Below are 22148 nucleotides of genomic sequence, written 5' to 3'. Positions count from 1 at the left end.
TCTCCGGCGTTCGCGCAACAGGTCATCGATAACTGCACCCTGCTACCCTATACGAGATGCCCAGGGGTGAACCTCAATGGCGCCAATCTCTCCGGAATCAACCTCCAGGGAGCCTATCTCAAGAATGCCGACCTCCGAAACGCCAACCTCACCAATGCCAACTTCATCGACACATACCTCGACGGGGCCAAGCTGGACGGGGCAACGCTGACCGGCGCCAATTTCAGCAAGGCCATCTGGCCCGATGGACGGGTCTGCGCCTTCGGGTCCATCGGTCAATGCAATTAGTGCGTGGCGTTGCACCCTGAAGCACTACTCGCCTTTCAATCATCGTGAACACGTTGCATGAAAACCTGTTCACGACGAACCTAAGCCCTCAGGCCGCCTCTCAGGCGGCCTGAGACGTTTTCTCCCAGCCCCCCGTCACGCATGCCCTTCCGACCCAAGCCCTTGACCATCATCCACACCGAAGCCTCGGACGCCTGGGGCGGGCAGGACATTCGGGTCTTCACCGAGGCGCTTTGGCTTCGGGACCGGGGGCATCGCGTGCACCTGTTCACTCCGGCCCACGGCGAGCTGTTCCGGCGCGCCCGGGAGGCGGGGCTGGACTGTGAAGCGATTTCCTTTGCCAAGCGGACCAAGCCAACGGACTTTGTGCGCCTGATGCGGCGGTTCACGGCCATCCGGCCGGACGTGGTCTGCACCCACAGCAGCGTGGACAGTTGGGTGGGATTGACGGCTGCCAGGGCGTGCAAGGTCCCGGCGGCGATCCGCTATCGCCACGTGAGTACGCCGGTGGGGAATAATTTCATGAATCGGTGGCAGTACCGCGGGTTGTGCGACCACGTGGTGACCACGGCCGGGATGATACGGGACGAACTGCGCCGCACCCTGGGCCTGCCGCCGGACAAGGTCAGCTCCATTCCCACGGGCATCGCCGCGCCGGACATGCCTACGCGGAACCGGGCCCGGGGCGAATTGCTGAAACGTTTCAACCTTCCGGACAACGCCCAGCTCATCGGTCAGGTTTCGGTCTTGCGCAGTTGGAAAGGACAGTACGTGCTCATCGACGCGTTTGAACGTCTGGCCGCCAAGCTGCCCGATGCCCGCCTGCTCCTGGTGGGCGGAGGGCCGGTCATGGGCGACTATTCCAAACGTAGCCGGGAAAGCCCGTTTGCCTCACGCATCCTGCTGCCCGGCCATCAGGAAGACGTCTGGCCGTTTTTTCGCGGTCTGGACGTGGCCGTGCTGGCCAGCACGAAAAACGAAGGCATCCCCCAGGCCGGGCTGCAGGCCATGTTCGCGCGGTGTCCCTTCGTGGGCACGGCTGTCGGCGGAATCCCGGAAATCGTGGATCATCAGCGCACCGGCCTGCTCGTCCCCCCCAGCGACCCAGGGGCCCTGGCCGCCGCGATCACCCGAGTGCTCCATCAGCCGGACCTGGCGAGATCAATGACGGACAACGCCCTGAACATGGTCCAAGCCGAATTCACACTTTCCGGCATGGGCCGCCGAATCGAAGCATTACAGCTTCGGCTCATGGACGAAACGAGTCAGAAGAGTCAAAAGCAGGCACGAAAATGAATACCCCCGAGCCGTCCAGCTTGCACCGGATTCCGGACAAATCCCACATCAAGCTGAGCTACGTCACCCACTACTATCTGGATCAGAAACGCCCGGACACGGTCCTGGACCTTCTGGCCCGGTATCAGCGGTACGCGCCGGAGTTGCTGGACATGATCCAATTCGTGGTGGTGGACGACTGCTCGCCGCTGCGGTTTGAGGTGCCTGACCTGGACCTGAACCTGACCTGGCTGCGCATCACCGACGACATCCCCTGGAACCAGGGCGGAGCGCGAAACCTGGGCGTGACTTATGCCGCTTCGGACAAGGTGCTGCTCACGGACATCGACCATGAATTTCCCGAAGCCACCCTGGCCAGGATGGCCTGGATGCGGGAGTGCGGCCGGGATTTTTTCAAGATCTACCGGACCGACCCGGTAACCGGAAAACTGCGCCACGGACACTCCAACACCTTCCTGCTCTCCCGGGCCAGATTTCTGCGGCTCTACGGCTATGACGAGGAATTCTGCGGCCATTACGGGGCCGAGGACTACCGCTTCGTCAAGTTCCAGAAATATCATGGTTCCAGACAGCGCTATCTCCCCAAGAAGTATCGCTGCATCCCCCGGATCGACGTGGACCGGGACGAGGCCTATCACGGACTGGAGCGCGACCTGTCCCACAACACGCCCATCGATGCCCGCAAGGAATACGAAATGAAGCAGTACGGCAAAGACGCCGGACACAGCCGGATGTTTCTGCGCTTTCGCTGGGAAGTGGTTCTGGAGCGGTCCCGTGACGTACGCATCCAGCGCAGACGCAATCCGCTGTGGCAAAAGTCCTGGTACTGGCGCTGGCTGGTGGGGGAGCGGTAGGCGGGCATGAAGTTTCTGTTCATCAAACTCAAGCACATCGGGGACAGCCTGCTGCTGACGCCGATGATCCGCTCCGTCCGGGCGGCCGATCCCCAGGCCGAGATATGGGTGGTGGTGCGCCGGGGGTGCGAAGGCATTCTGGCCGGGTGCCCGGACATCGACCGGGTGCTCACCGCCGCCGCACCGGAGAAAAACAAACGCCGACCCTGGAACTGGGCCTCGGACTTCGGCTTGGCCGCCGCCGTTCGCCGGGAACGCTTCGACTACGCCTTTGAACTGGGCGACGGCGACCGGGGCCGCTGGCTGACCCTGATCAGCGGGGCGCGCCACCGTTGCGCCAATGCCGCGGGCCGACCGCTGCACTGGTGGTGGAAACGAACCTTCACGGACTTTTCCGACTTCTGGTGGTACAAAAGCCATCAGGTGGAAAAAGATTTTTACACGGTCAGCGACTGTCTGCCCGAGCCGCTCCCCCTGTCCATTCCGCCCTTGTCCTTTGCCAGGGAGCGAACCCGGCCCTGGTCTCCGGCGGGCAATCTGACGCGCTTCGCCGTACTTCATCCCGGAACGCGCTGGTCCATCAAGCGCTGGCCGGAACAGCGCTGGCGGGAACTTTGCGCCAGGCTGCTGGAACGCATCCCGGCCATCGTGCTCAGTTGCGGACCGGACCCGGAAGAGGTCCGGTTGTGCACCGCCCTGAGCAGATCGGCCCCCGGACGGATCATCAGCACGTCCGGTCAAACCTCCTGGGCCCAGTTGGCCGGCCTGCTGCACAGGGCCGTCTTGTTCGTGGGCGTGGACACCGCGGCCATGCACCTCGCCGCGGCCTGCTCCTGCCCCACCGCGGCCCTGTTCATGGGCTCGAGCCCCATTGAATGGGCCCCCTGGCAAACCCGGCACGTGGTGATCCAACCCGAACCAGCGGACGAAGAATCGCCCCCTGGGTCGCCTGCGGAGCGGATCAGCGTCAACATGGTGCTCCAGGCCTGCGACGAGCTGCTCCGGGACGAAGGCCGGACATGAGCACGCTCTTTTTCGTCGTCAACCAGGACCCCTTCGACGGCTCGGCTCACGGTCTCTACTGCCTGCGCAACTGCCGGGCCCTGGCCGACGCGGCCCCGGAAAATACCGTGCGACTGGTCTATCCCGGTGCGTTGCTGGGAGTGCCGCTCCGCGCATCCCCCCGCGACCAAACCGTTTCCGACGACCTCAACCGCATGGGGCTTTCCTCTCCGCCCAATCTGCGCTTGCATCCCCTGCCCGCCCTGCGTCGGGCCAGAGGCCGTCGCGGCGTGACGGTCAACGCGGTCTATTACTGGGCGTGTCTTCTGTTCCTGCGCCGCCGGATGCGCCCGGGAGACACGCTGGCCAGCGCCAGTTTTGCCGGATTGACGAGATTCCTCTTCCGTCGGCCGGAGCTGGAGCGGAACGTGCGACGGGTTTATGAAGTGCATCAGTTGACGCATCTGGAGCAGGGTCCGGAATCCAAGGCGGCCAGAGTCGAACAGGCCGTGTTTTCCGATGCGGACGTTCTGCTGACCACCACTGAGGTTCTTCGCGACCAGCTTCAGAAGCTTGTTCCCGGCAAGCCAGTGACCAGCCTGGGGCTGGCCTGCGGCTTTGACCCTGAAACCGTCCCTCCACCCGAGCCGGACGCTTCCCGCCCCTTCACCCTGGCCTATATCGGCTCCCTCTACCCGGAGCAGGGCGTCCAGTGGCTCATGGGGGCTTGGAGCGAGATCATGGAGCGGGTCCATGCGCCCTTGCGGCTGAAGATCGCCGGAGGGAGTCCTCGGGAGGTGGAAGCCTTGCGCGGACAGACCGTCGGGCGCGAGGAGACGGTCCAGGTCCACGGGCCGGTGGCTCCTGGGAAACTGCCCCGGTTCTTGCAGGACGTGGACGCCCTGATCATCCCGGCCCTGAACCGGGGTCGCATGCCTTACGTGGCCATCACCAAGGCCTATGACTATCCGGGATTGAATCGCCCGATTCTGGCCGCGAACCTGCCCAGCATCGCGGAGGTGTTGCGACCGGGGCGGGAGGCGGTGCTGTTCGCCCCGGAGGACGCCGCTGGAGTGGCCGATGCCCTTGCCCGGATCGTGCGCGACGCGGACCTTGTCCGAACCCTGACGGCCAATTGCCGGGCCCGCCGGGAGGAGTTCACCTGGGAAAACCGTTCAACAGCCTGGTGGCAAGCCGCGAGGCCATGAAAATCTCCATCATCACCCCCACGTGGAACCGGGCCGAACGGCTGCGTTCATCCCTGGAAAGCGTCGCCAACCAGCGGACCCCGCCCTGGGAGCACGTCGTGGTGGATAACCTGTCCACGGACGGCACCGCGGAGCTGGTTGCCGAATACGCCCGCACGGCTCCCTACCCGGTGCGCCACCTCCGGGAAGCGGACGGAGGCATCTATCAAGCCATGAACAAGGGCCTCGCCCTGACCACGGGCGAAGTCCTGCATTTTCTCAACGACGACGACATGCTCTTCGGGCCGGATGTGCTGACCTCCATGAGTCGGTGTCTGAAGCTTACGGACGCGGACATCGTTTTCGGGGACGTGGTTCTGCTGGACGAAGGGCATAAGCAGGTCCAGAGTTATCGCCGCCACCGTCAGATGAATCGGCTGACCCTGGTGGAGCGGACCATCACCCAGCAGGCCATCTTCTATCTTCGGGACGTCTTTGACCGGTGCGGGACGTTCGACACCCGGCTGCGCATCACCGCGGATCACGAATGGCTGCTCCGGGCGTTTCTCAAGCACGGTATCCGGGGTATCTACCTGAAACGCCCGGTGGCCGTGTTCCGCATCGGCGGCGTGTCCAACGACCCGGCATCCGAGGCGGCCCACCGTCGGGAGCGGGAAGAGGTCACCCGAAAGTATTTTTCCCCCCGCGAAATTCGGGCGGCCCAGATATTTCGCCGTCTGGCGCGCAAGCTGCCCTTCGGTGCGGCGGCCCTGAATCTCTTTGTGCCCCTGCGCCTGGACGTCCGAACCCTGCGCGAAAAAAACGGAACACTGCTCCCCGACCCTTTGGCGTGGATCGATTTGTAGTCCTGTCGGCTCCCTCTACCATCCAGCCAAATTCAACAATTTACGTAACTATTCAGCACAAAGTAATGCTGTTGTCGGGGTCGGAATCGGAATCGGAATCGGGATCGAAAAGGGTGGGGTTCGTTCAATTATTTTCCGTTCCGATGCCGATACCGATAGCGACCCCGACCCCGATTGCCGGAGTAAGAGCGGGCGTAAGAAGTGCTGAGTAGATACCCCTTGCCTTACTCCCCCCATCCACTCAGGAATTCAGCGTACCCTTCCAACCCGCTTTTCCAGTTGACATACCCTTGCTCATGCTCCCGCCGGGCCGTCGCGCCGAGGTGGTCCGGGTCGATCCGGCGCAGCGCCGACCCGACCTGACCGACGCCGACCATGTGGTAGAGGTATGGCTGTGGCTTCACCGTAAGGCGGTGCCAGCGCTTGCCCAGGGACTTGCGCCATTTATGCACGGCGCGAGAGTAGGAGCGGAACAGATGGCCGCTGTGGCCGTGGACCACGTATTCGTTGGTTGCCGGACCGTCGTAGGCCAAAACGCAGGCGCCGCGGGCCATGGATTGGAGCACGGTCAGGCCCACGCCTTCGCGGGCCCGGGGGGCCAGGCAGAGGGAGCTTTGCCCCAGGAGCCGTTGATGCTCGGCGTCCGGGAGAAAGTCGCGGATGGTCCGGACTTGGGTTTTTCCCAGGCTCTCCGGCAGAGCCAGGCCAGGATGGTCGTATCCCGGGTCAGGGCGATGGACGTGGATCAATTTCTCCACGGCCAGATCGGCGCAAATGCGGCGGATGGCCGCTTCGCTGTACAGGCCGACCCGGTTCCAGTAGATCATGGTCCGCTCGGAATCTCGCCGGACAGGCTCAAACCGTTCTGGTGCGAAATAGAATCGCACTCGCAGCGTGGGCAGACCGAAGCGCCGCGCAAGCTGCTCCACGGGCCGGGAAAAGGCCACGATGCGCGGGCAGGCCGGCGACCGGGCCAGCCCGGCCCAGAAGGACTCGGGCCACCGGGCCACGTTGTCCCACATGGGTAGCCAGACGATCCGGGCCGTGTCCCGGCGTAGCAGTTCCGGAGGCGGGGGCAGTTGGCAAAAGATCAGGGGCCGTCCGGGATCACGGTCCAAGACGTCCAGGGGGGCTTGGGGTTTCTGGTCCCAGGGGGTCAAGGCGATGTCCAGCATGCCGCGCAACGGCGCTGTCAGGATTTCCTGGAAGGCATTGCTCACGGCGGTATGCCAGGGCATGCAGAACGCGGGAATCGGGGTCATTTGGGCCGATCCGTTTCAAATGCCTCCGGCCTGTCGGGACGTGGGCAGGCCGTGCGCCGGGCGTCCTCGGGAAGCAGGCTTCGCGGAGGCTTGACCGGGAACATTCGCTTGTTCAGGGACCGTCGCCAGCGTTCCAGGAGCCGTTCCAGGGAGGCGAGGACGCCCCTGGGCCGGGCCAGGGGATCAGCGGAAAACGTTCGCCTGGTCAGCAGATGCAGGGCCGTGCCGTCGGAATAGAGGGTCGTGCCTGTTTTCTCGGCCAGCACGCGCAGGGCGGGCAGGGTGTAGAAGGTGACGTGCTGCCCGGTCTGAGGGCAAAAGTACCACCAATCGTCCACGTCGCGGGGCGGGGGATCGGGTTGCAGGCGGGTGGAAAAAAGCAGGGCATCGGTATGCTCCAGCAGACGGCGCACCGTTGCCGCCGGCTTTTCCAGATGCTCCAGCAGCTCGAAGGCCGTGATGGCCTCGAAACGGTGGCCCGCCAGGTATGGGAGGCATGGGATGTCCGGGGTATATGGCAGGTCTGTGAGATCGAAGCCCTGGGCGAAGATGTTCGCGCACAGCGGGTCATGGCGATGAAAATCAAATCCCTCGTCCCGCATCAGCCGGACCATCAGCCCGTATCCTCCGGCGTAGTCCAGAAATCGTCCGGCCGGATCGAAATGGGCCGGCAGGATGTTCCGCAGTTTGGCCGCGAGTTCCAGGTTGCGCCGCACCAGGCCCACGTCCTGGACGGCGATGGCCTGATCGTAGGCCTCGTCCAGCCAATATGGCGGTTCGGTCTGGATCAGGCCGCACCCGGAACAGCGGAAATAGGTCGCGTCGTGCTTGTCCAGGATGCGGGCCTGGAAGATCGGCACGGTTCGTTCCTCGCAAACCCGGCACGGCTCGGGCTGGTCCCGATTTGCCGAAGGCGGCTGGGAAGATGATTGGCGCGGTTCAGATTTTTCCAGCATGATCAGCGTCCCGCCGGGCGCGGATTTCCGCGGCAATGACCAGTCCCACGGGCAGCCAGAACTGGATCCACATGGGGGATATCTTGGACAGGGTCAGGTACCCGGCGGAGATGCCGAAGACCAGAGGGTAGAGCACGATGGCCGGAAGCAGGAAGCCGCCGGTGCGGCGATATTCCCGCCACGCCCCGCGCAGGGCCAGAGCGGCCAGGGCCAGGAGCAGGAAGGTCCCGACCAGGCCTCCGAAATGCAGATTTTCCAGGTACAGGTTGTGGGCCACGCCGTGCAGCTCTCCGCTGGCGGAAATCAAATTCTGGTGCTCGTTCAACCCGAACCCGAACCAGGGCCGCTCCCAGGCCCGTTCCAGAGCCAGGGACCAAATCTCGCCGCGCACGCCCAGCCTCCGTTCCACCCCGATCATCCCCTCGGGATGGTGCAGGGAGAACAGAATCACGGTCAGAATGGCCGCAATCAGCACGGCCAGCACAAGCAGAAGCCTCCGATCGCCCTGGACCAGCAACCCCAACCCCACCACCAGGGCAATGCCCACCAAGGCCCCCCGTGTCTGCGTCAGAACCACGAAAACCAAAACAGCCACCAAAGCCGCCCCACCGATCCAACTCCAGAGAGCGTTGGTTCCGCCTCCTGACTCCTGACTCCTGACTCCTGACTCCTGACTCCTGGCTTTTGTCCCCCCTCGGGCAATCAATCCGAAAACCAAAAAAACGGCCACAAAACCATACAGCCCGGCGGAATCAATGGGATGCCCGGCCAGGCCGATGTCCACGGCCCGACTCTCCAGGCCGCCCAGCATGGAGATGTGTTTGCCGGAGTAGAACACGTACACGGACACCAGGGCCGCGACCCCGGCCACGCAGGCCAGCCATTTGGCCAGCAGGCGCGGGAAGTCGTCCACGTTCAGGGCGTAAAAAGCGGTGATGGCCAGAAAGCTGAACAGGATGACCAGGGTCCGGGCCTCGTTGTAGAAGACGTATCCCCCGGACGCCGAGGACCAGAACAGAGTGATCCAGAGGTAGCCGAGAAACGCCAGGGCCGCGAGGAAGACCGGCGAACCGGGCAGATCGGCCCAGTACCTCCGTCCAACCTGGATCAGGAAGGGCGCCAGGACCAGGACGTAGTAGATATTGCGGTGCAGCCGGACCTTGTCCGTGACGAACAGGGAGCACAGGAACAGACAGAATATTCCGGCCCAGAGCATCCTGGCCCGGTCCGAGGCAAGAATCCGGCGCAAGGAATCCAGGGCATGGGTCAGGGAGGCGACGTGGTGCTGCATGGTGCGACTGGAAGGTGCGTCCGGAAAGCGGGGGAGAACGGGGTCGACTTACTTGTCGACAGAACCCGAGCCGTGATCGCGATGGGGGTTGTGGTTCATCATATAGCGCGTGGTCTCGTACAGGCCGCGGGTCAAATCCCGCATCCCGGCGGTGGTTTCCGGGTGCTGGTCCATCAGGTTGGGCCGGGAATCCTCGGCATGGATCAGGTGCAGGGACTGTCCTGCCCCGTCCAGATGCATCCGGAAGTAGAACCGGTCGTTGATCAGGCCGATGTTCGGGACCGCGCCGTGGGTCATCACAAAGGCGTGGCGATCCTGGTCAAAGCGCGGATTGAACAGATCCCGGCCCAGGGTGGTGTTCACGTGAGCATGCCCGGTCAGGCTGGCCATTGTCGTCATCACGTCCATCTCGCTGGCCACGGCGTCCAGGACCCGACCCTCGGGAAACAGAGCCGGGGCGTGGATTACCAGGGGGACGCGGAATTGGGCCAAGCCCAGTTGAATCTCCGAAGGGTAAGAATGCACCGCCGCTTCGGTGAGATGGCCGTGATCCCCGAAAAAGAAGAACACCGTGTCCTGGTAATAGTCCGCGGACCTGGCCATGTCCATGAACCGGCCCACGGCATGGTCCATGAAACGGAAGGAATTCAATTCGGCCAGGGAATGGAAGCCATGGCTGACCAGCATTTCCTGGGACACGTCGTCGCGAATCTCAAAACCGTCGTTATTCTCCGGAATGGTATAGGGCCGATGATTGCCCGAGGTCAGGAGGATGGCCAGGAAGGGGCTGGTCTGCTCCTGGAGAACACCGTGGGCCTCCCGAAACAAGTCCAGGTCCGAGATGCCCCAGACATCACCGCGGGGAGAGGCGTAGTCGCCTTCTTCATAAATTTGCAGGCCCTGAATGTTGCCCTGCAGCAGCCCCCGAATATTCCCCCAACTGGCGCTGCCGCCCAGAAAAAAGAATTTCTCGTAACCTTCCAGAGCGTTGCTGATCATATGTTGGTTGATGATCGTGGGATTGCGGGAGGCGGTGCTGCGCAGCTGGACGTCGGGCAGGCCGGTGGTCGCGGTGAACACGGACCGGGCCGTTCCGGCGGTGGGGGTGAAGAAGTTCGGAAACAACAGGCTTTCCGAGGCCAATCGGTCGAAATTCGGCGTCGGGTCCAGCGGATTGCCGGACCAGCCGGTCTTGTACGTGGTAAAGGACTCCAGCAGGACGATGACCACGTTCAGCGGACGGTCCGGCTGAAACATGGGCTCGACGCGGCGGACAAAGTCCATATGGTCCGGATCGGGATGGTCCACGCCCAAATACCCGGCTATCAGTGGATAGGCGGCGCGCACGGCGTCCTCGTCGTACTCCAGGGCCCCGGTCTTGAAGGTGTCGAAAAAGTAGAGAACCGGGTTGGACGCCACGGCAGGGGCGAAGACATGGGTGGAGAAAAAGGCGTCGCTCCAGCGCAGCGGATACCAGGAGAGCTTGCCGTAGATTCCGCCGGCGAACAGCCCCAGGCAGGCCACGATGATCAGGACCCGCTGCCAAAGGCGCGGAGGAGCGTACTCGGCCCCGGCGCAACGCCTGGCCAGCCAGGCGTAAAGCAGGCCCAGCAAAGCGAACAAAACCAGCAGCCCCACCAGCCAGAGCAGGACCGGATAGCTCTGCCAGACCATTTGCGCGGAGATCAGCGGGTTGGAGAGAAACCGCAGGGCCGTGGAGTCCAGGCGGGTGAGCAGGTAGGCGTAGTGGCCGAAATCCGTGACGTAGAATCCGGCCGCCCCCAGGGTGACCACCCCCAGATACCCCCCCCAGAACCTCCGCCCGGCCCGAGTAAACAGGGGGTGGATCCACTTGACCCAGCCCAGCAGAAACATCGGCGCGAGCATGAGCAGGGTCAGCCGCAGATCGAACTTCAGGCCGACGTACAGGGCCGGAAAGAGTTCGCCTACTCCGAGGGGGTCGTGGGGATTGTCGAAGACCAGCCAGAAAGCCAGCCGAGCAGCGCTGAAGACCGCCAGATAAAACAGTATGACGGCCAGATAAAAACGGATCAAGGGTGGAATGCGGTGGAGCATGGTCCGACTCGAAAACAGTTCTGGGTATAAGGTTCAAAAACGGCGATCTTCTATGGTGGAAGCGCGAGGCGGTATTGAAAGAGGTTCGGTCCTATCCTTGACCACGTCCGGTCACCCGTCGAACGGCGAGAACACAGAGGGCTCCGAAGGCGAAAAGGGTCAGGGGCAAATCCGTCAGATGGTCCCACAGATTGCTGGAGGACAGCAGTTCCAGGCCGGCCGTCAGAAGCGCCGCGCCCAGGATAAAAACGATCCAGTGCAGACGCAAGGCCAGGGCGACGAACCCGAGCAGGCTGATCCCCGCGAGCATGGGCGTGGAAAAGTAGCCCCAGGCGTAGAGATCGAAGCGGGTCAGCCCCAGGGCCGTGGGATAGAGCACCAGGCCGACCGCGCCGATGCCCGCCAGCAAAATCAGACTCTGAGACGGATCAATCACGGCCCGACCACGAAACCGTCCTGTCAGGGCCGCGCAGGCCAGAACCAGAGTGGTCACGCTGAATTCGCCCAGCAGCCCTCGCAGCCTATAAACCGGCGGAGCTTCGCCAAGAGGAAGGAACAACGCGGCCAGAGTCGCAAGAAACAGCAACCCAAGCTTGATCGGCGACCAATGCACTCCCCATGAAAAACGGGAAGGAAGTGCGGGGCCGGAGGCGACCAGGGTCACGCAGCAGGCCGCGACCACGGCGCTGGTCGCAAGGCCGATTTCCGGAGCGAACGCGTTCATGACCCGCCCTTCTGGTACGCCCGGTCTTCCAGGGGCAGGTCAGGCCGGGATTTCAGCCAGGCTGAACTGAAGGTTACATGGCGAATGAAGGCCCGGTTCCAGGTGTAAAAAAGATGATAGCGCCCCTTGGCGTCTCTGAGCAGCCACGGGTAGTCGAACCGGAAGTCGCAGATGGGACGCCCGGGCTCGCACTGGATTTCCGTGGCCGCCGCGGACACCGTTTCAGGGCTGAGCGGCATGTCCTCTTCCAAGACGGGCGTGTCCCGAGTCACGGCCTCGGGAAATTCTTCGGGCGAAAGCGGCGGCTGATGCGGTTCCACGTCATGAACAACGGCCCAGCCCCGCCCCTGATCCGTGGACCGCAGAAGAGCAAGCGAGGACCGATTGTACTCCGTGACGTTGGCCGCGGTCAGCAGAATAGTGACGTCGCCCAAGGTGCCTCCCAGGGCGGAATTGCGATTCATAATCTTGGTGCGCTCCGGCGCTGACCACGTCCGCCCGCCGTCCTTGGTCCGGCTGGCCCAGGCCCGTCGCGGCTTGTCCGAATCGGTGTTGCGCATCAGAGCCACGGCCCTGTGCGCATCGAGAGGAAAAATCACGGGCTGGATCGCGAACCGTCCGTGGGTGATCCGGCTTTTGCCCAGCACCCGGCCCTGATCGTCCAGGCGAAGATACTCGGAGAATTTGCCCAGAAATTCATGGTAAACGGGCAGGCCCATGGTTCCGTCGGCGTGGTGCACCACCGGCCCCTTGACCAGGGTGCTCACGTTCAGAAACGGAGAGGTGATCAGTTGGCGCGGCTTGCTCCAGGTTTGGCCGTTGTCTTCGGAAACGACCAGATTGATGGAACTGCCGCTCCAGCCGCCGAAGGACACGCTGACGTAGAAGAGCAGGATGCGGCCTTGCGGGTCCACGGTCGCCACGGGATTGCCGAGCTTGCGGACATGGCGGCGCTCCGCTCCGGCGGTTTCCTGCCTGGTAAGCAGCGGAGTCTCCTCGGTCCATTGCTGGAGATCGGGATCAAAGGCCGCCGTGAAAATCCGCACGTCTGCATGCCCCTCCCGGCTGCCCCCGAACCAGAACGCCTGGATCGCGCCGTCCGGGCGCTGCACGGCTGTAGCCGCATGCACCAACCGGGTCAGGCCGTCTGAAATGAAGCGGACCTGGTAAATCGGTTCTTCGGTCACGGGTGCGGCTTCAGACTCGAAGTGTATCGCGAAGGGCGCATCCGCAAAGCCTCTGGTCGAAACCTGGTGATGGAACGCGACCAGCAGGGAGCCGACGAAAAAGAGCGCCCAGAATGCCGAGATCCAACGAAAGGTGCGGGGGGTTGTCATGGATGGGGGGGGTGCGAAAATTCTTGCTTGGCGTCCCTGGAGCCTTGCGCGAAGCGGATGGTTCATGCTGTTGACCGCCCCGCCTCAGGATAAACCGAATTTCAACGCGGGCGCAGCTCCGCGACGCACTCGATATGCGAGGTGTGGGGGAACATGTCAACCGGTTGGACGCGGCACAGATGATAGCCTAAGGCCAGCCGCTTGACGTCCCGGGCCAGGGTGGCCGGGTCGCAGGAGACCAGGATCAGTTTTGGCGCGCCGATTTCCAGCAGCCGGTCAACGACGTCGGCCCGCATTCCGGCCCGGGGCGGATCGGCGACGATCACGTCCGGACGCTCCGAGGAAGCACCACCGAGAACCTGGGGAATGGTCCGGCTTACGTCTCCGGCCTCAAAGCGGCAATTGGTTATCCCGTTCCGTCGGGCATTGGCCTGGGCGTCCCGCACAGCTTGCGGTTCGGTTTCAAAGCCGACCACCCGGGCCGCCTTTGCGGCCAAGCTCAGCGCCATGGCACCCACTCCGGAATACAGGTCCCATACGGTCTCCCGCCCCTTCAGTTCCGCGAAATCCGCGACAATGTCCCGAAGCTTTTCCGCAGCCCCGGAGTTGACCTGAAAAAAGGCCCGGCTGGAAATAGCCAGCTTCAGACCACCCAATTCATGGATCAATTCTTTCGGTCCGGTGACGGACACGGTCCGTTCGCCCTGGGCCACCAGGGCGCGGTCCATGCGCGTCTCGTGAACCACGGAGAGAGCCGTCAAGGAATGATGCGCCAGATTGTGCGACAGGTATTCCTCGAGACGCGGCCCGACCTCCCTGCCTTGAGGGTCGCTGCCGGTGATCACGGAAAGCATCAAATGGCCGGGATCGGCTCCATGACGCGCAACCACATGCCGCAAGAAACCTCGCCCCGTGTCCGGATCGTACGCCGACAGTCCGGCTTCCCCGGCCCATTTGCCGACCAGATTTGCCGCGTCGACCATAGTCTGAGGACAAAGTGCACAGGATCGAATGGGAACCACCGCGTTGGCCAGCCCTCGTGGACGCAACCCCACGGCCACGCCGGCCTTGACCGCGGCCAAGCCGGCGGTCGTGTCGCTCGGGCCGGTCGTGTAGGGCGTGTCGCTTGGGCCGGTCACGATCCTGGAAGCCGCTGCGAACTCCATCTTGTTGCGGTAGCCGTGGAGCAGCGACGAGGCAATGGTCGGCATCACCTGGACGTCCTCGGCGGCGAGATGGCGCAGCGTTTCCCGGACCAGTTCCCGTTTCCAGTGCAGCTGTCGACCGTACTCCATGTGCAGCCAGTCGCATCCGCCGCAAAAACCGAAATGCGGGCAGAGCGGCGGTGTGTATTCCGGGGACTGCTCCTGAACCTGGACCAATTCCGCCCTGGCGTGCCGGGGTTTGACCGAAACAATCCGGGCAAGCACCCGCTGTCCCGGCAGAGCGCCGGGCATGAATACGGCCATCCCTTCGTGCCGGGCCAACCCGTCCCCGCCCAGCACGGGCTTGACCACATCCAAGGTCAGTTCTTGTCCGTCGTGAACAGCCATGTGCCGTCTCCCGCCCTCATGCAGCTCGGATCAAAGATCGTAGTTCAATGAAATAATTTCATAGCGGATTTTGCCGCGAGGCGCGTCCACCACCACTTCGTCGCCCTCTTCCTTGCCCAGCAGGGCCCGGCCCACGGGGGAGGCGATGGAGATGCTTCCTTCATTGGGATCGGCCTCGTCCGGACCGAGGAGGGTGTACTTCTTGATCTCCTCGGTATCCAGATCCTCCAGTTCCACCGTGGCCCCAAAGGCCACTCGCGAACCGCCCAGGGTCTTGGGGTCAATGACGTTGAACCGGCCCATCCGGGACTCGATGTACTTGATCTTGGCCTCCAGCATGCCCTGCCGTTCCCGGGCCGCCTCGTAGCCGGCGTTTTCCCGCAGATCTCCTTCTTCACGAGCCACCTTGATGGCCTCGATGATCTCCGGCCGCTCCCGCTTGAGTCGGTCCAGCTCTCGCTCCAGCTTCCTGAATCCTTCAACGGTGATAGGGATAGAATCCATCGCGTTATCCTCAGGTTTGATGGTTGCGGACGTCGTCGCGTCAAAAAACGACGCGAAGCACGGTCCTCGAAACGACGACGTCATGGATGACGAAAGGCCAGGACACCCGTTCGCAGAGGTTGGGTCGCCCTGGCCATGAAAATTCCCCCCATGGGGAATATCGAATATGTTTTTCCGCCCAGCTACCCCATGGCCGGGCGGTGGTCAAGTCGACCTGAGCCGGACTGCTGAATCCTTGTTTCGGTTGACCAACCCTTCGGCCCTGTGCAAGAGATTTTCCGGCTCGGAGGACTTCCCGGGCATCACCTTCCCATTAACGGAGTACTGCCATGCGGCTGCACGTTCTCGGCTGTTCGGGCTCGGATTTGCCCGGATACAATTTGACGTCCTTTCTGGTGAACAAGACCCTTCTGCTGGACGCCGGGTCGGTGACCTCGTCCATGCCCCTGGCGGAACAGGCCGCGATCCAGGAAATCCTGGTGACCCACGCCCACCTGGACCATATCAAGGACATTTTGTTTCTGGCGGACAACCTGATCGAGCTGGTGGCCCGCAACGAGCACGGGGCCGTACGCCTCCGCGGCCTGGCCCCGGTGCTGGAAAGCATCCGGACCCACCTGCTCAACGACACCATCTGGCCGGACTTCACCATCCTGCCGACCTTCGCCAACCCGGTCCTGACGTACGCGCCGCTGGAACCCGGAGTCTGGGAGGACGTGACCGGTCTGCGGGCGGTCACCGTTCCGGTCAACCACGCCACCGCCGCGTCCGGCTACGTGCTCCGCGACCCGACCTCCGGGAGTCATTTCGCCTTTACCGGGGACACCGGCCCGACCGACGACTGGTGGACGTTCCTGAACGAGCTGCCCTTTGACCTGGAAAACCTGATCATCGAAGCCTCGTTTCCCGACGCCATGGAAGAACTGGCCCTGCTTTCCAAACACCTCACGCCCAGGCTGCTCCGCGCCGAGTTGGACAAGCTGCATGCCCGACCGAATGGTCGCCCCAAGATCTACATTTCACACATGAAGTCCACCTTTTCCACGGAAATCCAGGAGGAGTTGCACCAGGCCCTGGACGGATACACCTACCACCTGCTGCGCGATGGCGAAGAAATCGTTTTCTGATTTCGCGGATTTCCAGCGGCATATGGACGCCCTGGGCATGTTCCACATGCGCCTGGGCTTTGAACGGATGCGCGAGGCCGCAAGGCGGCTGGACATCGTTCACCCGCCCGCGCCCCTGGCCCAGGTGGTGGGGACCAACGGCAAAGGCTCCACCGCGTTTTTTCTGTCCCGGCTGGCCATGGAGCACGGCTTTTCCGTCGGGCTGTTCACCTCGCCCCATTTTCTGACCCTCAGGGAACGGGTCCGCCTCAACGGCCTTCCGGCTTCGGAGGAGCGCATCCTGACCTGGGCGAATACCGTCCACCCCGTCTGCCACGACCTCGGCCTGACCTATTTCGAAACCATCACGCTGATGGCCATGGTCGGCTTCAGCGCGGAGCGCGTGGACCTGATCGTGCTGGAAGCCGGACTGGGCGGACGCAACGACGCCACCTCCACCTGGACCCCGGACCTGCTCCTGATCACGCCCATCGGCCTGGACCATGACCAGATCATCGGCCCGGGCCTGGAAAACATCGCCCGGGACAAGGCCGGGGCCATCAGGCCCGGCATGGTGGTCGTCTCGGCCTCCCAGGCCGCCGTGGTCCGCGACATCCTGGAACAGGAGGCCGAGGACCAGGGAGTGATCGTGCACACCGTGAACGACATTGCCGGGATGTCCGCAGAAATGCATGCCCATATACAGGCATGGAACGCCATCGCCCCGGCCCTGCCCGGCCACCACCAGCGCGACAACGCCCGCCTGGCTCTGGCCGGATGGACGGCCCTGGCTCTTGGCCACGGTTGGCCGGTGCGCCCCGATGCCTGCGAACACGCCCTGACCTCCAGGGCCTGGCCCGGCCGCCTGCAACGCGTTTCCATGTTACCGGGAGGCTCACCGGGAGTCTCACCGGAAATCATTCTGGACGGCGCGCACAACTCCCCGGCCCTGGAAACCCTGAACGCGGCCCTGCACAACCTGTCCATCCGCCCCGACGCGGTGATCTTCACCTGCATGCGGGACAAAGACCTGGCAGGCATGGCCCCCCTGGTCCGGCAATTGACATCCGGGCCGATCTTTGTTCCTGAACTGCCCACGCAGCCGCGAAGCCGCCCCGCCTGGGAGATCGCCCGCGAACTGGGCACCCAAGCCCGGACCGCGTCCGACCCGGCAACAGCGCTGGCCCTTGCCACGGCCCTGCCCGCCCAAGCCGACGGTCCGATTCTGGTTTGCGGTTCGTTGTACCTGCTGGCGGAAATATACGCCCTGCACCCGGAGTGGTTGGAGGCGTGACCGACGCTCCGCGCACTTTGTCGCTACACCGGAGATTTCATGTCTGAACTGTATCGTATGCTGCCCTCCGTGGACCTGATTCTGCAACGGGTCTCGGAGTCCGATCGCTACGCGCGCCTGCCGCGCCCCCTGCTCAAGGACCTCGTCAACATGCACCTGGATCAGTTGCGGGTGGACATTCGTGGGCAGAAACTGACCGCCTCCGAAGAACTGCAATGGTCCGTCCTGGAAGGCCCGCTGCACGCCTTTCTGGATCGGGCGTCCAGGCCGCATTTCCGGCGGGTGATCAACGCCACGGGCGTGGTGGTGCACACCAACCTGGGCCGGTCCCTGCTGGCCCGCCAAGCCGTGGAGGCCGTAACCGAAGCCTGCGCCCACTACTCGAATCTTGAATTTTCCCTGGATACGGGCCAGCGCGGCAGCCGTTACGCCCATGTGGAGGAGCTGCTGTGCCGGCTGACCGGGGCCGAGGCCGGACTGGTGGTGAACAACAACGCCGCGGCGGTGCTGCTGATGCTGGACACCCTGGCCAAGGGCAAGGAGGTGGTGGTTTCCCGGGGGCAGTTGGTGGAGATCGGCGGCTCGTTCCGCATTCCGGACGTCATGGCCAAGAGCGGGGCCGTACTGCGGGAAGTGGGGGCCACCAACCGCACCCATTCGCATGACTACGAACGGGCCATCACTCCGGAAACCGCGGCCCTGCTCAAGGTGCATACCTCGAACTTCCGGATCATCGGTTTTCACAAGGAGGTCGGGCTGAGGGAGATGGTCGCGCTGGGCGAGAAGCACGGACTGCCGGTGCTGGAGGATCTGGGCAGCGGCAACCTGTTCGACTTCACGCCCTACGGTCTGGACCACGAGCCCACGGTTCAGGAGGCCGTGGCCGCCGGGGCCGCGGTGGTCACCTTCAGCGGGGACAAGGTCCTGGGCGGGCCCCAGGCCGGAATCATCGTGGGCCGCAAGGACTACATCGACCCGATCAAGAAGAATCCCATGAACCGGGCCCTGCGCATCGACAAAATGACCCTAGCCGCCCTGGAGGCCACGCTGCGCCTCTACCTGGACCCGGAACTGGCCCGCCGGGAAATCCCGACCCTGCGGATGATCACCGCGTCGACCGAGGAGCTGCGGCGGCAAGCAAGCAAACTGGCCCGCGGCTTGCGCCGGGCCTTAAGAGGACCTGGGGGGGGCGCAAAAGCCGAAATCACACTGCTTCCCGGAGCTTCCCGAGTGGGCGGCGGGGCGTATCCGGAGCGGGATCTGCCCACAACCCTGGTGGCTGTCCGCCCTCAGAATGCGGACATCGGGGTGGAAGCACTGCGCGACGCCCTTCTGGACACCGATCCGCCCCTGATCGGTCGCATCGAACACGACGCCTTCTGCCTGGACCCCCGCACCCTGGACGACGCGGAACACGCCCTGGCGGGCAAAGTCCTGGCCAAGGTGCTGACCCCGTAACTGAGTGTTGAAAAAGTCCTTATCCGGCAGTCCGTTCAAAAACCCCAAGTGCAAGGAGCAAAAAAAGTTCAAGGTCGAAGCGTATTTATTCATACGTGAGAGTTTGAACTTTTTGCAGCGACGCAGCAATTGGGAGTTTTTCAACGGACTGGTAAGCCGTTCTCCAATGATCATAAACGAATCACCACTCCCGCAAACCCACCACTCCCCCATTCGGAGCAACCATGCCCGCCCCTTCTCTTCCCCTTGCCGAAGCGAACCTTGATCTGGAACACTGCACCAGTTGCCAAGCCTGCGTGGAGCTGTGCCCGGAAGTGTTCGGCTGGGATGAAACTACGGAACTCCCCTATCTGAAAACAAGCCAAGGCCCCGAAGAGGACCTGCGCAAGGCCGCTGCCTACTGTCCCAAGGACTGCATCCAGGTGAATGCTGGTTTCTGAGGCTCACCCCAGATCGCTCCGGTCGTTAAACTTTCGGAAATAGGGAGGAAGAAGGTACTTCCAGCAACAACGAAAGGCCAACCCACACCAAATGAGCGACCGTTTGCTCCTGGCCGCGGGAGTACTTACCGGAGTGGCTTCACTTCGCCATGTTGCGATTATCGTCGAAGAACCTGGCTGGTACCGATTCGTCGGTGCTGGCCAAAAAAGCAGCGCAAATGACTGCAAACGGTTCGTTGATGACTGCGCTGAGTACCGCTGGCCATAGAAAAACACCCTCTTATGTTGTGATTGATTGCCCATCATGTTTCTCCTTGCTTCCTGCTTCTCCGCCCGAACCGCACCCACAGGCTGTACAGGAACAGGATCGTTCCCACGCTCCAGCGTGGAAACGCAGCTCCCGACGCTCCAGCGTCGCGAATTGGAAACCGATGAAACCCTGCTCTTTGGATATTATTGAGCATTTGTGGTCTTTTCATTCTCAGGAAGCTCCCGAATAGCCCTGACTGATCGGTGTTTGTCGTTCACCCCGAGCCATAACGGTGCACTGGAGCGCCTAGTCCGTGTAGACACGCTGGAGGGTGGAACAATCCGTCGCCAGACCCTGGACGCCAACCAGCTCCTGGCCTGAGAAAACCTGACCTTTGACCTGGAAGTGGTCGAGGTGGCCTGATTCGGGTTGATTACTCTTTAACGCCGGGTTTTATTCGGCGGGCTTGAATCTTTACGCCGCGTCGGATGCACTCGACGCGGCGTTATTTGATTTGTCGAGGTGACCTATGTCGGAACACATGAAAAAGCCCCCTATTGATCTATTCCGAGTCACCTGTCCCGCTGAAAAGACGCATGATATCAAGGAATATCTTGCAAGACAGGGGTGCATCGTTGACGACGACTCCTGTGACGCAACCGCGATCCTTCCCCCGTTGACGCCTTGGACGGTTTTGTCCGGGGCTCGCTACAGGGAAAGCCTGACGCAGAAGCAGCTCTCGGATCTGACCGGCATTTCGCGGCGGCATTTGTCTGAGATGGAGCAGGGCAAGAGACCTATCGGCCACGGGCATGCGGAGTTGCTGGGCAAGGTTCTGAACGTGGAGCCTCGGCGTTTTCTATCCCACTGAGACCCTGGGCGCTGTCGCTTTCGTGCCCTGACTTTCAGCCGCCAACTCTCCCTCCCCCCCTTGCTTCAACCCGACCACCCAGAGATCATATGCATGACGGCCCGACCTTGATATTCAGGGTCGGGCTTTTTTATTTTCAATTCTCCGAACCATTCCGATTGCTTCCATCCCAAATGTGGTTTATGGGACTCAACATTTGGTATTCATCAGTTTTTTCAAGCCAGCGCTGAAATTTGTCGATGGTTGACGATGTGCGTGGAACCATCCCGATGCGTCCATCATTTTTTATCCGAGGTTGGTTTTATGTCCCGTATGGTGAATGAACTTATGGCTGCTGCATAAAGCTGACCTCAGGAGAAGGCATAAAGCTGACTTCGGAGTCATGAAGGATTTGACAGGCGTCCATCAACACTTTGGAATAATGTGGCAAATGCTGGCAAATTTTTAAAAAGTGTTTGCCAAATCAGCAGGTGTGAAGGCCGTGAATTTGGAGGGGCGGATTTTGTGAGTTCCGCATAATAACACTGTTAGTTTCACACGAGAGTATGAGAGACATGCCTGAATACTTATCTCATCAGCACGCAAAAAATTCGATTCGACTCATCTATCAGAATCGGGGTTTTCAGTTGAGTGATGCTGTTCCTGGAAATCACGTTCAAAACGAACTTGGAGTTGATATAAGAAACGCTCCATACGCTGCCTTATACGCTTTTGTGGACGAATATATAGTTCTTCTGCGATGCCAAAGTGTCTATTTTCTCTCAGCGGATCATAAAATTTTCCCTTCAGCAATGACATTTTATCGACTCAGCATTCGTCTGTTGCGCACATTGACGTCAATTCGCGTTTTATGTGGCTATGGGCTTGATGCAAATGCTAGGCTTCAACTTCGGCTGCTCTACGAGACGGCTCAACTTTGGGTACGCTTTAGAATCGATCATGATATTCTAGGTGACTACACAGCTTGTACCACTCCCGAAACTGCAAATGAGTTCTGGCACAAATACCTATCGAAAGAAAAGACGGAGCGTTACCTAAAAAAACAGCTGCAAGAAGGAGGGTTTAGCTGGATTGGGGGGATGGAAGACCAGATAAAGGATTTAAAGCAAAAACTAAGTCTTGTCGCACATCCAACATTCATAGCCGATTATCATGAAACACTTTCGGATTGGAATGGTGATCCGGAAACCTCTGTTATAATAGAGCCTTTAAAGTCATCATATTTTACTTTGTCAAAGGCAATATTTATTACGACCATGCCTTTTTCAATTTTCCCAGACCCTCCTTATAATTTAGGCTCCATGTCACTCCGGCAACAAGATGCAGGTTGGAACCCAATTCCACATCCAACAGAATCATGGGAGGATTATAACCATCAGCTTAGAAATATGTTTCCATCTCTTTTTTTGATGGTAATTCGTTTTTTTGAGGAATTTGACAAGGCTAAAAACAATTGAGCCCAAGTATATAAACTAACAATCGGCTGCACAGCGACCGATTTACGCCGCTTCGCGGCTCCAAACCGGCGCGTGA

20 protein-coding genes are annotated in these 22148 nt (G+C 61.6%); 12 read left to right on the top strand and 8 right to left on the bottom strand.

From position 1 onward, the window contains the following. The first annotated feature begins 66 nt into the window (after window positions 1-66). The 6 genes from DESLA_RS21080 to DESLA_RS0116505 all read left to right on the top strand — a co-directional run bounded on the left by DESLA_RS21080 (window position 67) and on the right by DESLA_RS0116505 (window position 5493). Window positions 67-288, top strand: coding sequence for a pentapeptide repeat-containing protein (locus DESLA_RS21080; protein WP_051434778.1), 222 nt, complete (start codon window positions 67-69; stop codon window positions 286-288). Window positions 289-450: 162 nt separating this feature from the next. Next, window positions 451-1584, top strand: a complete 1134-nt coding sequence (locus DESLA_RS21075; RefSeq protein WP_169732639.1) for a glycosyltransferase family 4 protein — start codon at window positions 451-453, stop codon at window positions 1582-1584. Beyond that, window positions 1581-2438, top strand: a complete 858-nt coding sequence (locus DESLA_RS0116520) for a glycosyltransferase (RefSeq protein ID WP_035261968.1) — start codon at window positions 1581-1583, stop codon at window positions 2436-2438. Before DESLA_RS21075 ends, DESLA_RS0116520 begins: the two co-directional genes overlap by 4 nt. A 6-nt stretch (window positions 2439-2444) precedes the next feature. Beyond that, window positions 2445-3461: a glycosyltransferase family 9 protein gene (locus DESLA_RS0116515; RefSeq protein WP_028573330.1), complete on the top strand. Its 1017-nt coding sequence runs from the start codon at window positions 2445-2447 to the stop codon at window positions 3459-3461. Further along, window positions 3458-4648: a glycosyltransferase family 4 protein gene (locus DESLA_RS0116510; protein WP_028573329.1), complete on the top strand. Its 1191-nt coding sequence runs from the start codon at window positions 3458-3460 to the stop codon at window positions 4646-4648. The genes DESLA_RS0116515 and DESLA_RS0116510 overlap by 4 nt, the downstream gene beginning before the upstream one ends. Continuing rightward, window positions 4645-5493 (top strand): glycosyltransferase family 2 protein, encoded by an 849-nt coding sequence (locus DESLA_RS0116505; RefSeq protein ID WP_156933001.1) that lies wholly within the window; start codon window positions 4645-4647, stop codon window positions 5491-5493. Before DESLA_RS0116510 ends, DESLA_RS0116505 begins: the two co-directional genes overlap by 4 nt. A gap of 224 nt (window positions 5494-5717) precedes the next feature. Here the strand turns inward: DESLA_RS0116505 and DESLA_RS0116500 are convergent, their stop codons facing one another. The 8 genes from DESLA_RS0116500 to greA all read right to left on the bottom strand — a co-directional run bounded on the left by DESLA_RS0116500 (window position 5718) and on the right by greA (window position 15196). Continuing rightward, complete coding sequence (locus tag DESLA_RS0116500; protein WP_028573327.1) at window positions 5718-6755, bottom strand: glycosyltransferase; 1038 nt, start codon at window positions 6753-6755, stop codon at window positions 5718-5720. Then, window positions 6752-7711: a class I SAM-dependent methyltransferase gene (locus tag DESLA_RS21995; RefSeq protein WP_051434776.1), complete on the bottom strand. Its 960-nt coding sequence runs from the start codon at window positions 7709-7711 to the stop codon at window positions 6752-6754. Before DESLA_RS21995 ends, DESLA_RS0116500 begins: the two co-directional genes overlap by 4 nt. Beyond that, window positions 7695-9002, bottom strand: a complete 1308-nt coding sequence (locus DESLA_RS0116490; protein ID WP_028573326.1) for an O-antigen ligase family protein — start codon at window positions 9000-9002, stop codon at window positions 7695-7697. Before DESLA_RS0116490 ends, DESLA_RS21995 begins: the two co-directional genes overlap by 17 nt. A gap of 48 nt (window positions 9003-9050) precedes the next feature. Then, complete coding sequence (locus DESLA_RS21065; protein WP_051434775.1) at window positions 9051-11078, bottom strand: LTA synthase family protein; 2028 nt, start codon at window positions 11076-11078, stop codon at window positions 9051-9053. A 91-nt stretch (window positions 11079-11169) separates the two neighbouring features. Continuing rightward, window positions 11170-11802 (bottom strand): hypothetical protein, encoded by a 633-nt coding sequence (locus DESLA_RS21990; RefSeq protein WP_051434774.1) that lies wholly within the window; start codon window positions 11800-11802, stop codon window positions 11170-11172. Then, a complete protein-coding gene (locus DESLA_RS21055) occupies window positions 11799-13139 on the bottom strand; it encodes a sialidase family protein (RefSeq protein ID WP_051434773.1) in 1341 nt (446 codons plus the stop codon). The genes DESLA_RS21990 and DESLA_RS21055 overlap by 4 nt, the downstream gene beginning before the upstream one ends. Window positions 13140-13240: 101 nt before the next feature. Then, entirely contained in the window at window positions 13241-14692 is a 1452-nt protein-coding gene (gene rlmD / locus DESLA_RS0116470) for a 23S rRNA (uracil(1939)-C(5))-methyltransferase RlmD (protein ID WP_028573325.1), read from the bottom strand. Between the two features lie 30 nt (window positions 14693-14722). Then, window positions 14723-15196 (bottom strand): transcription elongation factor GreA, encoded by a 474-nt coding sequence (gene greA, locus DESLA_RS0116465; protein ID WP_028573324.1) that lies wholly within the window; start codon window positions 15194-15196, stop codon window positions 14723-14725. A gap of 329 nt (window positions 15197-15525) precedes the next feature. Between greA and DESLA_RS0116460 the strand changes: the two genes are divergently transcribed. The 6 genes from DESLA_RS0116460 (at window position 15526) to DESLA_RS23040 (ending at window position 22072) form a co-directional block, all read left to right on the top strand. Next, a complete protein-coding gene (locus DESLA_RS0116460) occupies window positions 15526-16323 on the top strand; it encodes a 3',5'-cyclic-nucleotide phosphodiesterase (RefSeq protein ID WP_028573323.1) in 798 nt (265 codons plus the stop codon). Continuing rightward, window positions 16301-17596, top strand: a complete 1296-nt coding sequence (locus DESLA_RS0116455; RefSeq protein ID WP_028573322.1) for a bifunctional folylpolyglutamate synthase/dihydrofolate synthase — start codon at window positions 16301-16303, stop codon at window positions 17594-17596. Before DESLA_RS0116460 ends, DESLA_RS0116455 begins: the two co-directional genes overlap by 23 nt. Window positions 17597-17635: 39 nt before the next feature. Continuing rightward, entirely contained in the window at window positions 17636-19054 is a 1419-nt protein-coding gene (selA, locus tag DESLA_RS0116450; protein WP_028573321.1) for an L-seryl-tRNA(Sec) selenium transferase, read from the top strand. Window positions 19055-19278: 224 nt separating this feature from the next. Next, window positions 19279-19494 (top strand): ferredoxin, encoded by a 216-nt coding sequence (locus tag DESLA_RS21050; RefSeq protein ID WP_035261965.1) that lies wholly within the window; start codon window positions 19279-19281, stop codon window positions 19492-19494. Window positions 19495-20285: 791 nt separating this feature from the next. Further along, window positions 20286-20615, top strand: a complete 330-nt coding sequence (locus DESLA_RS21045) for a helix-turn-helix domain-containing protein (protein WP_245590084.1) — start codon at window positions 20286-20288, stop codon at window positions 20613-20615. A 554-nt stretch (window positions 20616-21169) separates the two neighbouring features. Continuing rightward, window positions 21170-22072 (top strand): hypothetical protein, encoded by a 903-nt coding sequence (locus DESLA_RS23040; RefSeq protein WP_156933000.1) that lies wholly within the window; start codon window positions 21170-21172, stop codon window positions 22070-22072. Window positions 22073-22148: the final 76 nt, after the last annotated feature.

It is taken from the genome of Desulfonatronum lacustre DSM 10312 (genome assembly GCF_000519265.1).
Taxonomy (GTDB): Bacteria; Desulfobacterota; Desulfovibrionia; order Desulfovibrionales; family Desulfonatronaceae; genus Desulfonatronum; species Desulfonatronum lacustre.
Note: the sequence above shows the minus strand (reverse complement) of the source record. Positions and strands in the feature narration are given on the sequence as shown.

Excerpts from the sequence above, each read along its gene's own strand:
- DESLA_RS23040 (WP_156933000.1), top strand. The coding sequence starts at position 21,170 with ATGCCTGAATACTTATCTCATCAGCACGCAAAAAATTCGATTCGACTC.
- DESLA_RS21050 (WP_035261965.1), top strand. The coding sequence starts at position 19,279 with ATGCCCGCCCCTTCTCTTCCCCTTGCCGAAGCGAACCTTGATCTGGAA.
- DESLA_RS0116490 (WP_028573326.1), bottom strand. The coding sequence starts at position 9,002 with ATGCAGCACCACGTCGCCTCCCTGACCCATGCCCTGGATTCCTTGCGC.
- greA (WP_028573324.1), bottom strand. The coding sequence starts at position 15,196 with ATGGATTCTATCCCTATCACCGTTGAAGGATTCAGGAAGCTGGAGCGA.
- DESLA_RS0116455 (WP_028573322.1), top strand. The coding sequence starts at position 16,301 with ATGGCGAAGAAATCGTTTTCTGATTTCGCGGATTTCCAGCGGCATATG.
- DESLA_RS21045 (WP_245590084.1), top strand. The coding sequence starts at position 20,286 with ATGAAAAAGCCCCCTATTGATCTATTCCGAGTCACCTGTCCCGCTGAA.
- DESLA_RS0116460 (WP_028573323.1), top strand. The coding sequence starts at position 15,526 with ATGCGGCTGCACGTTCTCGGCTGTTCGGGCTCGGATTTGCCCGGATAC.
- selA (WP_028573321.1), top strand. The coding sequence starts at position 17,636 with ATGTCTGAACTGTATCGTATGCTGCCCTCCGTGGACCTGATTCTGCAA.
- rlmD (WP_028573325.1), bottom strand. The coding sequence starts at position 14,692 with ATGGCTGTTCACGACGGACAAGAACTGACCTTGGATGTGGTCAAGCCC.
- DESLA_RS21065 (WP_051434775.1), bottom strand. The coding sequence starts at position 11,078 with ATGCTCCACCGCATTCCACCCTTGATCCGTTTTTATCTGGCCGTCATA.
- DESLA_RS21995 (WP_051434776.1), bottom strand. The coding sequence starts at position 7,711 with ATGCTGGAAAAATCTGAACCGCGCCAATCATCTTCCCAGCCGCCTTCG.
- DESLA_RS21990 (WP_051434774.1), bottom strand. The coding sequence starts at position 11,802 with ATGAACGCGTTCGCTCCGGAAATCGGCCTTGCGACCAGCGCCGTGGTC.
- DESLA_RS0116505 (WP_156933001.1), top strand. The coding sequence starts at position 4,645 with ATGAAAATCTCCATCATCACCCCCACGTGGAACCGGGCCGAACGGCTG.
- DESLA_RS0116500 (WP_028573327.1), bottom strand. The coding sequence starts at position 6,755 with ATGACCCCGATTCCCGCGTTCTGCATGCCCTGGCATACCGCCGTGAGC.
- DESLA_RS0116510 (WP_028573329.1), top strand. The coding sequence starts at position 3,458 with ATGAGCACGCTCTTTTTCGTCGTCAACCAGGACCCCTTCGACGGCTCG.
- DESLA_RS21055 (WP_051434773.1), bottom strand. The coding sequence starts at position 13,139 with ATGACAACCCCCCGCACCTTTCGTTGGATCTCGGCATTCTGGGCGCTC.
- DESLA_RS0116515 (WP_028573330.1), top strand. The coding sequence starts at position 2,445 with ATGAAGTTTCTGTTCATCAAACTCAAGCACATCGGGGACAGCCTGCTG.
- DESLA_RS0116520 (WP_035261968.1), top strand. The coding sequence starts at position 1,581 with ATGAATACCCCCGAGCCGTCCAGCTTGCACCGGATTCCGGACAAATCC.